The 13,985-nt window shown below is 68.7% G+C and carries 10 protein-coding genes; 7 read left to right on the top strand and 3 right to left on the bottom strand.

Annotated features, from left to right (window positions below):
• The 4 genes from dprA (at position 1) to IT182_18490 (ending at position 6,279) form a co-directional block, all read left to right on the top strand.
• Positions 1 to 1,089 (top strand): DNA-protecting protein DprA, encoded by a 1,089-nt coding sequence (gene dprA / locus IT182_18505; protein MCC6165340.1) that lies wholly within the window; start codon positions 1 to 3, stop codon positions 1,087 to 1,089.
• A gap of 17 nt (positions 1,090 to 1,106) precedes the next feature.
• Positions 1,107 to 3,770 carry a type I DNA topoisomerase gene (gene topA / locus IT182_18500; protein MCC6165339.1) on the top strand — a complete coding sequence of 888 codons (2,664 nt, stop codon included), beginning with the start codon at positions 1,107 to 1,109 and terminating at the stop codon, positions 3,768 to 3,770.
• Positions 3,767 to 5,260, top strand: a complete 1,494-nt coding sequence (trmFO, locus tag IT182_18495; protein ID MCC6165338.1) for a methylenetetrahydrofolate--tRNA-(uracil(54)-C(5))-methyltransferase (FADH(2)-oxidizing) TrmFO — start codon at positions 3,767 to 3,769, stop codon at positions 5,258 to 5,260. Before topA ends, trmFO begins: the two co-directional genes overlap by 4 nt.
• A gap of 68 nt (positions 5,261 to 5,328) precedes the next feature.
• Positions 5,329 to 6,279 (top strand): tyrosine recombinase XerC, encoded by a 951-nt coding sequence (locus IT182_18490; GenBank protein MCC6165337.1) that lies wholly within the window; start codon positions 5,329 to 5,331, stop codon positions 6,277 to 6,279.
• Here the strand turns inward: IT182_18490 and IT182_18485 are convergent.
• From IT182_18485 to IT182_18475, 3 genes are all read right to left on the bottom strand, one after another.
• Positions 6,272 to 7,684, bottom strand: coding sequence for a sigma-54-dependent Fis family transcriptional regulator (locus IT182_18485; protein ID MCC6165336.1), 1,413 nt, complete (start codon positions 7,682 to 7,684; stop codon positions 6,272 to 6,274). The genes IT182_18490 and IT182_18485 overlap by 8 nt on opposite strands.
• Before the next feature lie 66 nt (positions 7,685 to 7,750).
• The gene (locus tag IT182_18480) at positions 7,751 to 8,962 is read right to left on the bottom strand and encodes a hypothetical protein (GenBank protein ID MCC6165335.1); all 1,212 of its coding nucleotides are present in this window, start codon (positions 8,960 to 8,962) and stop codon (positions 7,751 to 7,753) included.
• 135 nt (positions 8,963 to 9,097) lie between these two features.
• Positions 9,098 to 11,176, bottom strand: a complete 2,079-nt coding sequence (locus tag IT182_18475) for an ABC-F family ATP-binding cassette domain-containing protein (protein MCC6165334.1) — start codon at positions 11,174 to 11,176, stop codon at positions 9,098 to 9,100.
• A 189-nt stretch (positions 11,177 to 11,365) separates the two neighbouring features.
• On the opposite strand from IT182_18475, the gene IT182_18470 reads away from it, so the two are divergent.
• From IT182_18470 to IT182_18460, 3 genes are all read left to right on the top strand, one after another.
• The gene (locus tag IT182_18470; GenBank protein ID MCC6165333.1) at positions 11,366 to 11,989 is read left to right on the top strand and encodes a sigma-70 family RNA polymerase sigma factor; all 624 of its coding nucleotides are present in this window, start codon (positions 11,366 to 11,368) and stop codon (positions 11,987 to 11,989) included.
• A 12-nt stretch (positions 11,990 to 12,001) separates the two neighbouring features.
• Complete coding sequence (locus IT182_18465) at positions 12,002 to 12,871, top strand: hypothetical protein (GenBank protein MCC6165332.1); 870 nt, start codon at positions 12,002 to 12,004, stop codon at positions 12,869 to 12,871.
• A 184-nt stretch (positions 12,872 to 13,055) separates the two neighbouring features.
• Positions 13,056 to 13,982 (top strand): hypothetical protein, encoded by a 927-nt coding sequence (locus IT182_18460; GenBank protein MCC6165331.1) that lies wholly within the window; start codon positions 13,056 to 13,058, stop codon positions 13,980 to 13,982.
• The last annotated feature ends 3 nt before the right edge of the window (positions 13,983 to 13,985 follow it).

Below are 13,985 nucleotides of genomic sequence, written 5' to 3'. Positions count from 1 at the left end.
ATGGACGCCTCCCGCCTCGATGCCGCCGCCCTCGCCCTGGCCGTCGGGACGCAGCCCGCACGCTGTGCCGCACTCCTCAAGGCGACGGTCAGGACGTGGCCCGTCCTGCCGCTGGCCGAGAGTCTTGCGCTGCTGGCACAGCACGGCAGGCTCGGCCCGGACGTATCCGCGTCGCCCACCTACTGGCGGTTCGCGGCCACCCGCGTCCTGACTCGGGCCAACGCCGCCCGGCACACGCTCCTCTGGCCGGCCCATCCGTCGTACCCACCGCTCCTCGGCACGATCGTCGACCCGCCGCTGGGCCTCTGGATGACGGGGCACCTCGACGTGCTCGCCAGCCCGGCGGTGGCCATAGTCGGTTCGCGCCGGGCCAGCGGCAGCGGGCGCGAGGTGGCCTGGCAACTGGCGGCTGATCTGGCCGCCGCTGGTCTCGTGGTCGCCAGCGGGTTCGCCTTGGGAATCGACGCGGCTGCCCACAGGGGAGCGCTCTCGCGGGGCCGCACCCTCGCCGTGCTCGGGTGTGGGCTGGACCAGTCGTACCCGAGCGGCCACGCCACGCTCAGGCAGGAGATCGAGGCGGCGGGCCTGCTCGTCACCGAGTTCCCGCCGGGGTCGCCTCCGCGGGCGCATCATTTTCCGCTGCGCAACCGTATCCTGAGCGGGTTGTGCCGGGCGGTGGTCGTGGTGCAGGCCGCCGAACGGAGCGGGTCGCTCATCACGGCACGGCTCGCCATGGAGCAGGGGCGCGACGTGATGGCCGTGCCCGGCGACGTGCGGGCAGGGACGAACGCCGGCGGACACGCCCTCTTGCGCGACGGGGCCCGCCTCGTCGAGCGCGCCGCCGATGTCCTCGACGAGCTCGGCTGGTATACCGCCGCGCGGCCGTCGGGACCGCCCGATGCACCAGCGGCGGTGCCGTTGCTCGGCCTGCTCGCGAGCGAGTCCGACGGCCGGGCGCTCGACGATCTGGTCGAGGAAACAGGCAGGAATCCCACGGAATTGCTGGCAGAGTTGCTCGATCTGGAACTGGCAGGGGCCGTCAGGCGCGACGGGGCCGGCCGGTTCTTGCCCGCCGAACGGAAGTGGTAACGTACAGGCCGCACGCAATGTCCAAGCCCCTCGTCATCGTCGAATCACCCGCCAAGGCCAAGACCCTTGCCCGATTCCTGGGCCACGACTTCAGGGTCGAGGCGAGCGTGGGGCACGTGCGCGATCTCCCCGAGAACGCGAGCGAGGTCCCCAAGGAAATCAAGAACCAGCCGTGGGGCCGGATGGGCGTCGACGTCGACAACGGCTTCAAGCCGTACTACGTCGAGTCAGCGGACAGAAAGCCGCGCCTGCGCGAACTGAAGGCCGCGGTGAAGGACGCGCCCGAAGTCCTGCTGGCCACCGACCCGGACCGCGAAGGCGAGTCCATCAGCTGGCACCTCCGCGAAGTGCTCAAGCCCAAGGGCGTGGTCAAGCGCATCGTCTTCCACGAGATCACCGAGGAAGCCGTGCGCGATGCGATCGCCCACGCGCGCGACATCGATCTCAAGCTCGTCGACGCGCAGGAGAGCCGCCGCATCCTCGACAGGCTGTACGGCTACATGCTGTCGCCCGTCCTCTGGAAGAAGGTGCAGACGGGCCTCAGTGCCGGCCGCGTCCAGAGTGTGGCCGTCAGGCTGATCGTCGAGCGCGAAGAGGAGCGCCGCGCGTTCCACCGCAGCACCTACTGGGATCTCGACGCACGCCTGCGATCGGGCGAAACGCAATTCACGGCAACGCTGGTGCGCGTCGGCGATGCGCGCGTGGCGACGGGAAAGGACTTCGATCCCACCACCGGCGCGCTCGTCGGTCGCGGGGCGCGACTGCTGGACGAGGCCGCGGCACGCACCATGCGCGACGACCTCGCCGGACGGCTGCCGTGGTCGGTGACGGGTGTCGAGGAGAAGCCGACGACGCAACGGCCGTCGGCGCCGTTCACGACGTCGACGCTGCAGCAGGAAGCGAACCGCAAGCTCGGGTTCTCCGCCGACCGCACGATGAGCGCCGCGCAGCGCCTCTTCCAGGACGGCGTCATCTCCTATCACCGCACGGACTCGACGACGCTGAGCGACAAGGCATTGCGTGAGTCGGCCAAGGCGATTCGCGGTCTGTACGGCGACGCGTTCTACGGTGGTCCGCGGCAGTACCAGACCAAGGTCAAGAACGCGCAGGAGGCGCACGAGGCGATCCGTCCGACCGACTTCGTGCAGACGCCGCAGTCGCTGTCGTTGCCGCCCGACGAGGCGCGCCTGTACGACCTGATCTGGAAACGCACCGTCGCGTCGCAGATGACCGATGCGCGCCTGCTGCGCACCACGCTCGAGATCACGGCCACGGGGGCTGACGGCCAGGCGCACGTATTCACCGCGACGGGCAAGGCCATCCAGTTCGCGGGGTTCCTGCGCGCGTACGTCGAGGGCAGCGACGACCCGGCAGGCGAGCTCGGCGATCAGGAGACGATCCTGCCGAAGCTGGCCGTCGGCGATCGCGTGACGGCACCCGGCCAGGGGCCGCTCACGCTCGCGAGCCTCGATCCGAAGGCGCACGAAACGCTGCCACCCGCGCGGTACACGGACGCGTCGCTCGTGAAGCGGCTCGAAGAGGACGGCATCGGCCGTCCGTCGACGTACGCGTCGATCATCCAGACCATCGAGCGTCGCGGCTACGTGTGGCGGCAGGGCAAGGCGCTCGTCCCGAGCTACACCGCGTTCGCCGTCACGCACCTGCTCAAGGCGCACTTCGGACAGCTCGTCGAGCTTGGCTTCACCGGTCGTGTCGAGGAGGATCTCGACCAGATCTCGAACGGCGATCTGGACCGCACGCGCTTCCTCGAGCAGTTCTACAACGGCGAGGACGCCTGGCCGGGCCTGCGTCACCTCGTGACCAACGAGGACCGCATCGACTATCCGGCGATCGAGCTCGGTATCGATCCCGGCACCGGCCAGAAGGTCGTCGTGCGCATCGGCCGGTACGGCGCGTACGTGCAGCTCGGCGATGCCAATGCGTCGATCCCCGAGGACGTCGCACCCGCCGACTTCACGCTCGCGCAGGCGATCACGCTGTTGAAGGAGCGCACCGAAGGTCCCAAGAGTCTCGGCGCCGATCCGAAGACGGGCCTTCCCGTGTACGTACTCACCGGCAGGTTCGGTCCGTACGTGCAGCTTGGCGAGGTGCCGGAGAAGGGCAGCAAGGAAAAGCCGCGTCGAGCGTCGCTGACCAAGAACGATCGGCCGGACACGCTGACGCTCGCGCGCGCGCTGGAACTCCTGTCGCTGCCGCGTCTGGTGGGACACGACGCCGAAGCCGGGCTCGACATCATCGCCAACTTCGGTCGCTTCGGTCCGTACGTGAAGCGCGGCGACGAATTCCGCTCGCTCGCCGGCGATGCGGAGGTCTTCGGCGTCACGCTGGATCAGGCCATCGAGCTCTTCAAGCAGGAGAAGAAGGGGCGGCGGCGCACGGCGACGCGCACGGTGCTGCGCGAAGTGGGCGTGCACCCCGATTCGCAGGCGAAGGTGGAGATCCTCGAAGGGCGCTATGGTCCGTACGTCACGGACGGCACGACGAATGCCTCGGTGCCGAAGGACGTTGCCGTCGATGCGCTGACGCTCGAAGAAGCCGTCGGTCTCCTCAAGGCCCGCGAGGGTGCGCCCGCGCGGAAGGGACGCGGCCGCGCGTCGGCGCGCACCGGTGCGCGCAAGGCCCCCGCGGCGCGCAAGCGGACGACGAAGCGATCGGCGTGAGCCACACGACACCCGTGGTGACCATCATCGGCGGCGGCCTGGCGGGATGCGAGGCGGCCTGGCAGGTCGCATCGCGCGGCGTGCGCGTGCGCCTGCACGAGATGCGCCCGGTGCGCCCTACGCTCGTCCATCAGACGGATCGGCTCGCCGAACTCGTCTGCTCCAACAGCTTCCGTGGCGACAAACTCGACAACGCCGTCGGCGTGCTGAAGGAGGAGATGCGGCGCCTCGGCTCCATCGTCATGCGCTGCGCCGATGCGACGCGTGTGCCGGCAGGCGCTGCTCTCGCCGTCGATCGCGTGCGTTTCGCCGAAGCCGTCACCGACGCTGTCGTCTCGCATCCGTTGATCGACGTCGTACGCGAAGAGATTGCGGCGATTCCCGAGACGGGCGTCACCTCGGGTCCCGTCATCATCGCGACAGGGCCGCTCACGTCGGACGCGCTCTCGCAGGCCATCCAGCGCTTCGTCGGCGCCGAGCACCTCGCCTTCTACGACGCCATCAGCCCCATCGTCCTCGCCGACACGATCGACATGTCGGTGGTCTTCCGCGCATCGCGATGGGGTCGCAGCACAGGGCCGGCAACCGGCAACCGGCAACCGGCAACCGGACACGGAGCGCATGAGGCGACCGATGGGCCGGCGTGCGGCGTGGACGATGGGCAGGGCGACTACCTGAATTGCCCGATGGACGAGGCGCAGTATCGCGCGTTCTACGACGCGCTCGTGGCCGCCGAATCCGCGACGGTCCACGACTTCGACAGCGTGCGATTCTTCGAGGGATGCTTACCCATCGAAGTGATGGCGCACCGCGGGCGCGACACGCTGCGCTTCGGGCCGATGAAGCCCGTCGGCCTGCCTGATCCGCGCACGGGACGCATTCCCTTCGCCGTCGTCCAGCTTCGCCAGGACACGCTGGCCGGCGATCACTTCAGTCTCGTCGGCTTCCAGACCCAGTTGAAGTGGGGCGAACAGGCGCGCGTGCTCCGCATGATTCCCGGCCTCGAACAGGCCGAGTTCGTGCGCTTCGGCATGGTGCACCGCAACACGTACATCAACGGCCCGACGGTGCTGCTCCCCACGTGGCAGACGCGCGCGCGACCGGACCTGTTCTTCGCCGGACAGGTCTCCGGCGTCGAGGGCTACGTGGAATCGGCGGCATCGGGCCTGCTCGCGGGGATCAACGCCGCGCGTCAGGCACGTGGCGACGCCGAGGCCATCGCACCGCGCGAGACGGCGATCGGCGCGCTGGCGCACTACGTGTCGCACGCCGACGCGGCGCACTATCAACCCACCAACATCACGTTCGGGATCATGCCGGCGCTGGCAGAGACACCGAAGCGTCCGCAGGGGCCGCGGACGGGCAGACCCGGCAAGAAGGCTCTGCGCAACGAAGCGCTGGCGTCGCGCGCGCTGCAGGCGCTCGACGCATGGACGGCCGGGCTCGACGCAAGGCAGAGCGCTGAGCCGCACGCGGAGACGCCGCGGTGACACGCGTCGGCCGCGCGCCGGCGCCTGTCGCACGCGTCATCGACGTCGACTCGCCGCTCCGCGATGCCATCCGCGCGTTCAGCGATCACCTCACGCTCAATCGCAACGCCTCGGAGCACACGGTCCGCAACTACGAAGCGGACCTCGTGCAGTTCCTCTACTTCCTCGGGGCGTCCTCATCCACGCCGCGGCATGCGCTCACGCCCGCGCACGTGACACCCGACGCGATCAAGGGGTTCCTCGGCGAGCTGCACGCGCGCGGCAACAGCCGTGCGTCGGCGGCGCGCCGCATCTCCGCGATCCGCAGCTTCGCGCGCTACCTGCGCCACGAAGGCGTGCGAGACGATGACCCGGCGGCGCTGGTGGGGAGTCCACGCCGCGAGCAGCGCGTGCCACACGTCCTCTCCGTCGACGAGGTCACGGCACTCATCGAGACGCCCGACACGTCGACGCCGCTCGGCAGGCGCGACGCCGCGATCCTGGAGTTGTTCTACGCGTCCGGCCTGCGGTTGTCGGAGCTCGTGTCGCTCGACGTCGAGGACGTGAACCTGTCGACGCGCATGGTGCGCGTGATGGGGAAGGGTCGCAAGGAACGCCTCGTTCCCTGCCATCAGCGCGCGGCCGACGCCGTCAAGCGCTGGTTGAAGGATCGCCTCGCTCTCGTCGCGCAGGCGGACGCGGATGCCGCATCACGCGGGCCGGTGCGCCGCCGCGCTGCCGTCGAGGAACCACTGTTTGTGAACTACCGCGGCACGCGCCTCACGCCGCGCAGCGTGCACCGCCTCGTGGCGCGTTACGTCGCGCTCTGCACCACGCGATACGGCATCAGCCCGCACGCCCTCCGCCATTCGTTCGCCACCCACTTGCTCGAACGCGGCGCGGACCTCCGCGCCATCCAGGAACTGCTCGGCCACGTCGAGCTCACCACGACCCAGCGCTACACGCAGGTGAACCTTCAACACCTCATGGACGTGTATAGAGCGGCGCACCCGAAGGCCAAGGGAAAAGGGGTCACATGACCATCCCCATCCCCATGGGTGCGGGTGCTCTGCGGGTCCGCGGGAAGTCGATGCCCAGAGTCTTGATCTTGTAGTTCATCACGCGCGGACTGATCGACAGGAGCTCGGCGGCGTCCTTCTGGACCCAGTTGGCCATCTTGAGCGCCTCGATCACGGCCTGGCGTTCGATCTCCTCGAGCGGGATGCCCTGCGGCGGGATCTTCACCGACGCGTGGACGCCTTCCTGTTCGGGCGTGGCGCTCGTGCCGCCGATGCGCAGGTCGTCGGCGCCGATCAGACGCTCCTCGCAGAGCAGCGCGGCGCGCTCCACGGTGTTCTCGAGCTCGCGGATGTTGCCCGGCCAGTTGTAGCGCATGAGGAGCTTGAGCGCCTCGGGCGTCACACCCTCGATCTTCTTCTTCAGTTCGACGCCATACCGCTTGATGAAGAAGTTGGTCAGGGCCGGGATGTCGTCCTTGCGGTCGCGCACGGGCGGCATCTCGATCTGCACGACGTTGAGGCGGTAGTAGAGGTCCTCGCGGAACCCGCCGGCCTCGACCATCGCCGCGAGATTCCTGTTGGTGGCCGCGATGAGGCGTACGTCGACGCGGATCGTCCGCGTGCCGCCGAGGCGCTCGAACTCGTGCTCCTGCAGCACGCGCAGGATCTTGGCCTGCGTGTTGGCGCTCATGTCGCCGATCTCGTCGAGGAACAGCGTGCCGCCGTCGGCCTGCTCGAACCTGCCGATCCGCTGCTTGTCGGCGCCCGTGAACGCGCCGCGCTCGTGGCCGAACAGCTCTGACTCGAGCAGGTTCTCCTGCAGCGCCGCGCAGTTGACCTTGACGAAGTTGCGCGCCGACCGCAGGGAGTTGTGATGGATCGCGCCGGCGATCAGCTCCTTGCCGGTGCCTGTCTCGCCGTTGACGAGCACGGTGGTGTTGCTCTTGGCCACCTTGCGCACCACGTCGAGCACGCGCTGCAGCGCGCCGCTCGCGCCGATGATGTTGTCGAACTGGTAGATGCCGCCCTGCTCGTGGCGCAGGTAGTCCACCTCGTTCTTCAGGCGCCGATGTTCGAGCGCCTTGTCGATCTTGACCTCCATCTCCTCGATTTCGAACGGCTTGGGCACGTAGTCGAAGGCGCCGATCTTCATCGCCTCCACGGCCGTGTGGACCGAGCCGAACGCGGTCATGAGGATGACGGCGCACTGCGGCTGCAGCGCCCTGGCCGTGCGCAGCACGTCGAGGCCGTCGCTGCCCCCCATCTTGAGGTCGCTCAGCACGACGTCGAAGTTCGTGTCGTGCAGCCGCTCGATGGCCCCGTTGCCGTTGGAGGCCTCGGTGACCTCGTGCCCGGCTTCGGTGAGCGCGCGCGCGAGTGCGCGGCGGAGTGAGTCGTGATCGTCTGCTACGAGAATGCGGCCCATGTTCGAGTTTCCTGCGGCTTACGGCTTACGGCTTACGGCTTATGGCTTACGGATCGGTGCTCGCGGCTAGCGTGGCCTCGGGCCGCCCGGTGCGCCGTCGTCCTTGGGTGTCACGAGCGGCGCGTCGAGCGCCGGCGCCAACGGCAGCAGGAGCCTGATGCACGTGCCCGAGCCGTTCATGCCCGGTTGCACGTCGATGCGGCCCTCGTGCGCGTCGATCACCTTCCTGACGATCGCGAGGCCCAGGCCCGATCCGCGTGGCTTGGTGGTGAAGAACGGATTGAAGATGCGCTCGCGCAGCGACTCGGGGATACCCGGCCCATCGTCCATGACGGTGAGCTCGACCCCGGGGGCCGGCGCGTGATCGAGCGCGACGGGCAGCGGCAGCCGCTCGTGCGCGGTGGCCTGCACGATTACGCGGCCCTCTCCGCCCAGCGCCTCGAACGCGTTGGTCAGCAGATTGGTGAACACCTGCCGCAACTGGTGACCGTCGCCCTGCACGGGCGGCAGGTTCTCCGGCACGTCCACGCTCACCACGATTCCGCCGCGCGGCACCTGGCTGTCTGCCATGTGCAGCGAGTCGTGCAGCAGCGAGGCCAGGCCCACGTCCTCCACGTGCAGCCGTACCGGCCGCACGAAATCGAGCACCTCGAGGACGATGGCGTTGGCCATCTTCGCTTCGCCGATGATGTCGGCGAGCATCGTCTGGGCCTCGGGATTGTCGGTCAGCCGACGCTTGAGCAGGCCCGCCATCACCTCGATGCCCGCGAGAGGGTTCTTGACCTCGTGCGCGATGGCCGCCGCCATCTCGCCGAGCGCCGCCAGTCTGTCGCGGAGGCGCTCGCGTTCTTCGAGCTGCTCCACGCGTGTGAGATCGCGGAAGAAGAGCGCCGCTCCTGACACCGATCCGAGCCCGTCCCTCACGAGTGACAGGGTGAATCCGATCGACCGGCCGGTGCGCGCCAGGCGCACTTCCGCGCGGTTGGGCAGCGGATCGGTGCCGAAGGCGCGGTCGAAAACACGGGCCATTTCGGGCACATCGGCAAGCACTGCCCCGATCTGGCGTCCGATGTCCGCGGCGCCGGGCAGCATGTCCAGCGACGCGTACGCCGCGTCGTTGATGGCCACGAGGGTGCCGTCGCGGCGGATGACGATCGCGCCATTCCGCATGCCGGCGATCAGATCGCGATAGAACCGTTCCGGGACGAGATCGTCGCCGCGGAGACCCGCCGGGGGCGGCGGAAACGGGTCAAGCTGGGAGGCGCGCGTCGCGTACACGCCTCGATTACATTCAAGGTGCATGCCGCTTACGGTTTGGCATGCTGGTCAGCCGTTTCTGTATGCCGCCGAGCCGTCTCCGGCGCCTTTTCGGATGCCCCAGATGGACAGATCTGTAAGTCGATGACGGAATCGTTATGGCTTTGCAGGGGCCGACTCGACCAGGGCTTCCCATTCGGACATCCTGTCGCCGACCTCCCACATCAGCGCCTGATGCCGGTCGATCACGGGCTTTGACGCGTCCGCATCGTCGTAGAAGCCCGGCGTGCCCATGGTGGCCTCGAGAGCCTTGATCTCACGCTCGCACTCGGCGATGCGACTCTCGACCCTGATGACGCGCTCCTGATGCGCGTCCCAGGCGCGCCGCGCGCGCCGCTGCTCCGCCTCGAGCCGCTTCCGTTGGTCGCGATCCTGCGGGGCCGCGACGGCTGTCGTGTCTCGACCCTGCGCAGCAGGGGCCGATGTCGGCGCGGGGCCCTTCCGTGCAGCCGTCGATGGCTGGGGGACCGGTGCGGGACTGCTCGTGGCGGCAGCCGCACGTTTCGCGGCAGGGGCAGGCGTGGTCCGGGCAGGTGTCGCGGCGCCGGTGCCGGCACCGGCGCCGGCGTCGCGCTGCGCCTGGCTCCAGCGGTACTCCTCGTACGTGCCGGGATAGAGGATGGCCTCGCCGTGGCCGACGGCGATGATCCTGGTCGCCAGCCTGTCGACGAAGTAGCGATCGTGCGACACGAGGAGCAGCGTCCCCGTGAAGCTCTCGATCGATTCGAGCAGGACGTCCTTCGAGTCGAGGTCGAGATGATTGGTCGGCTCGTCGAGCAGCAGCAGGTTGGCGGGGCGCAGCAGCATGCGCGCGACGGCCAGCCGCGTCCGTTCGCCGCCGGACAGCACGCCCGCCTTCTTGTACACATCGTCGCCGGCGAAGAGGAAGCCGCCGAGGATGTTTCGGATCGCCGGGACCATGTTCATGGGCGAGCCGTCGGCGAGCGTCTCGTACACAGTGCGCGTCGGATCGAGCCTGTTGGCCTCGTCCTGCGCGAAGTACTGCGTCACCACCTGATGTCCCTCGGTCCGCGTACCCGTGTCGGGCGCCTCGGCACCGGAGAGCATTCGCATCAACGTGGACTTGCCGGCGCCGTTGGGCCCGACGAGCGCCACGCGATCGCCGCGTTCGATGAGCAGCGAGAGGTCCTTGAACACGACCTTGTCGTCGTAGCGCTTGGATGCGTGCGCGAGTTCGAGGACCGTGCGGCCGCTGCGCACGCAGTCGGGGAAGGTGAAGTGCACCTTCTTGCGCTCGGGCGGCACGTCGATGGGGACGATCTTCTCGAGTGCCTTGATGCGGCTCTGCACCTGGGCGGCCTTGGTCGCCTTGTAGCGGAACCGATCGACGAACATGCGGATCCGTGCCACCTCCTCGTCCTGCTCGCGCTTCATCGTGCGCAGCCGCTCCATCCGCGCTTCATGCTCGCGGAGGTAGAACGAGTAGTTGCCCTGATAGTCGGTGATGGTGCGGAAGCTGAGATCCGCGATGCGCGTGACGGACGCGTCGAGGAAGTACCTGTCGTGCGAGACCAGCATCACAGCGCCGGGATACTCGGAGAGGTATTCCTCCAGCCAGTTGCGCGCGTCGAGGTCGAGGTGGTTGGTCGGTTCGTCGAGGAGCAGCAGCGCCGGGCGTTGCAGCAGGAGCTTGCCCAGCGCGATGCGCATCTGCCAGCCGCCGGAGAAGGTCTCGGTCGGCTTGGCCATGTCGGCCTCCTCGAAGCCCAGGCCCCGAAGCACCGTGGCCACGCGGAGGTCCATGGTGTAACCGTCGAGCCGGCGGAATTCCTCCTGCGCCTCGCTGTACCTGACCAGCACCGCGTCGTGCGCCGCATCGTCGAGGGACGTGTCGCCGAGCTGATCCTCCAGCCGGCGCAGTTCTTCTTCGAGAGCCAGCAGGGGCCCGAACGCCTGGCGCGCCTCGTCGGCAAGCGTCCGGCCGCTGTATTCCAGGCCGTCCTGCGGCAGGTACCCGATGGTAAGGTCCGCCGGCGTGACCACCTCACCGGCGTCGGGCTCGTCGAGCCGCGCCAGGATCTTCATGAGCGTGGTCTTGCCCGCGCCGTTCGGCCCGCACAGCCCCACGCGATCCCGCGCGTTGAGCTGCCACGTCACGTTGTCGAGCAACACCCGATCGGCGAACGCCTTGCGAAGCCCCACCAACTGCAACACGGAGGGATCCTAACAGCCGGCCCCGGCATTCTCCTTGCACTGTCCTGACACAGGAGCGTGCCAATGTCCGTTTCTGTCCTCACTGGAGACCATTTCGGAGACGTCGCGGTGTCCGTCCCGACCAATTCGACGCCTGGGCGTCAGAAGAACAGGACACGGGGAGGCGATGCCCCGGGGTCCACTGCGCAGATGACGTCCAGCGACGAGGAACTCGTCGCCCGCTCGGCGGGTGGCGACATGGACAGCTTCAACCAGCTGGTGGTTCGCTGGGAGCGGCCGATCTATGCCCTGGCGTACCGAGTGATCGGGCGCGAGGAAGAGGCGCGCGATCTGGTGCAGGAGGCGTTCCTCCGTGCGTACCGGTCGCTCGGTGGCTTCCGCGGCGACGCCAAGTTCTCGTCCTGGCTGTATCGGATCACGCTGAATCTCTGCCGCGACTGGATCCGGCGGCAGAAGCGGGCGCCGTTTGTCGAGACGCCCGAAGGTGTGGACGTGATCGAGCTCGCGGGCGAACATGGGCCCGTCGAGTCGGTCGAGGATCTCGTGGCGCGGCGCGATCTCGGCGCCGCAGTGAACCGGGCGATGAAGGCGCTGAGCGAAGATCAGCGCAAGGCCATCGTCCTCAAGGAATACCAGGGGCTGACCTTCCAGGAGATCGCCGATCTGCTGGACTGCCCCCTGAGCACAGTGAAGACGCGGCTCTACCAGGGACTGGTCGTGCTCCGGCGTGAACTGGAGCGGCAGGGCATCACGGCTGACGTGGTGCTTCCCGATGCACGACCTGCTTCTGGAATGGAGGCCCGTCGCCACTGACGGCGACGATCGATGATCGATGTGAAGCGCTGCCCTGATCCCGAATCCCTCCTCGTCCTGCTCTACGACGATGAGGGGACTGCCGATGAACGAGCGGTGCTCCACACACATGTGGACAGGTGCCCTCGGTGTGCCGAAGCCCTGACCGCCCTCGACGGCACACGCGGGATGCTCGGCGCCTGGCACGCTCCACGCCTCCCTCTCGGGTTCGCCCTCGTCAGGCAGGAACCCGCGTCTCCGTACCGGTCGATGCTCTGGCGTGGCGGCCTTGCCGCCGCCGCGGTGCTGGTGCTGGCGTCGGCCGTCTCACTCGCGCAACTCGACATTTCGTACGGCACAGACGGCCTGCGCATCCGGACGGGCGTGTCGCGTGACGAGATCAGGTCCGCTCAGGCGGGCGTCGTCCCGGCGTCGGCGGTGGATGCGAGCGCGGCACCCCAGGCTGCCGAGGCCACGCCCGTGTCGATGACATCGGCCTCGCCTGCACAGGCATGGGTCAGCGCCGCGTCGGCGGGCGAGCCGCCCTGGCGGCAGGACATGGACCTGCTCGCCACGCAGATCAGGACTGACGTGTCGCGCCTGCTCGCCGAATCGCGGCAGGCACAGGACGCCGTGCCGATGCGTGCCGCGTTGGCGGCAGCTCCGGCGCCGGCTGGCCGCACGATGACCGATGCACAGCTCCTCCAGCGCATCCAGGAACTGATCGACCAGAGCGAAATCCGCCAGCAGAGCAACCTCGCACTGCGCGTCACCGAGCTCGGCCGTCAGTTCGAATTGCAGCGCCAGGGCGACATCGTCCAGGTGGAACAGGCCTTCCGCAAGATCGAGCAGCAGCGCAACGACCTGCTGCGCCGCGTGGCCGCACAACAGCCGCGCCCCTGATCCCGGCGTCTTTACTCCCGTGACTGCGTCGAGCACACCTCTCGTCGACCGAGACCCCGAAGGGGTTGAAACCCCTTCGCTCCATCTGGCGATGTGGGGTACCCGGTTGCCGGCTGCCGGCTGCCGGTTGCCGCGTACCCCGCCGGTATCGCCCGGTGCGCGACTGTTCGGTGCCCGGTGCCCGATGCCCGGTACCCGATACCTTGCTGCCACGCTCGGACTGGTCATCGTGGTCGCCGCATCGCCGGTCCGCGCGCAGGGACATCAGCCGCCAGTACCAGGCATGTCGCCGAGTACCGGAACGGGCGATGCCGGTCGCGGAGCCACGCTCACCGCGCGCTACCACGTGCGGCAGATGGAGCATGTGCTGGAGCGCGCCGTGCAACATGCCGCCGACCTCATGCGTCGCCGGTTGCGTGCCGTCACGTCGGACGTGCTCGCGCTCGCTGGCGCGCCGCGCGCGCAAGGCTTCCGCATCGACGGCTACGGTCTGTTCTTCTCGGTTGAAGTGCCGCGCCTCAGCGAGAGCGTGAACTGGGCGCTGCGCGTGCTGAGCCAGGATCGCGATGAACGCGTCATCGCGTCGCTGCAGAAGGTGGCGGCAGCAGAGGTGGACCCGGCGGTACGCGCCGATCTGGAACGCGCTATCCGTACGGTCGAGCTCCAATTGCAGCCCGGTGCCACCACAGCGCGGCGGACGGCGTCACCGCCGCAGGCGGTTCCCGAACGCGCTGACGCCGCGCCGGCGTCAGGACAGGGCATTGCCGCCGCATCGGCCATGTCCGAGCCCACGCTCGCGGCAGGTCCGGCACCGGCGCCCCCACCGGAAGTGGCCGTCGCAGTGGAGGCGGATCCGAGCGTGGCCTACGAAGACGAGGTCAAGCGCGCGCTCGTCGATGCGGTGCTCGACTACGGCGGCTCGCTCGACCTGCCCAACGCCGAGTGGGTCACAGTGGCGGCGCGCGATGCCGGCTACGTCGCGTTCCCCGATGCCGTGTCCGACATGGTCACCGTGACGCTCAGCGTGCGCGTGTCCGACCTCGTGGAGTTTCGCGCGCAGCGGCTCACGCGCGCCGAGGCACGCACGCGTGTCGTCGTGCGCGAATTCTGATCG

It is taken from the genome of Acidobacteriota bacterium (genome assembly GCA_020845575.1).
GTDB lineage: Bacteria > Acidobacteriota > Vicinamibacteria > Vicinamibacterales > Vicinamibacteraceae > Luteitalea.
Note: the sequence above shows the minus strand (reverse complement) of the source record. Positions and strands in the feature narration are given on the sequence as shown.

Excerpts from the sequence above, each read along its gene's own strand:
- dprA (MCC6165340.1), top strand. The coding sequence starts at position 1 with ATGGACGCCTCCCGCCTCGATGCCGCCGCCCTCGCCCTGGCCGTCGGG.
- topA (MCC6165339.1), top strand. The coding sequence starts at position 1,107 with ATGTCCAAGCCCCTCGTCATCGTCGAATCACCCGCCAAGGCCAAGACC.
- IT182_18485 (MCC6165336.1), bottom strand. The coding sequence starts at position 7,684 with ATGGGCCGCATTCTCGTAGCAGACGATCACGACTCACTCCGCCGCGCA.
- IT182_18470 (MCC6165333.1), top strand. The coding sequence starts at position 11,366 with ATGACGTCCAGCGACGAGGAACTCGTCGCCCGCTCGGCGGGTGGCGAC.
- IT182_18465 (MCC6165332.1), top strand. The coding sequence starts at position 12,002 with ATGATCGATGTGAAGCGCTGCCCTGATCCCGAATCCCTCCTCGTCCTG.
- IT182_18460 (MCC6165331.1), top strand. The coding sequence starts at position 13,056 with ATGCCCGGTACCCGATACCTTGCTGCCACGCTCGGACTGGTCATCGTG.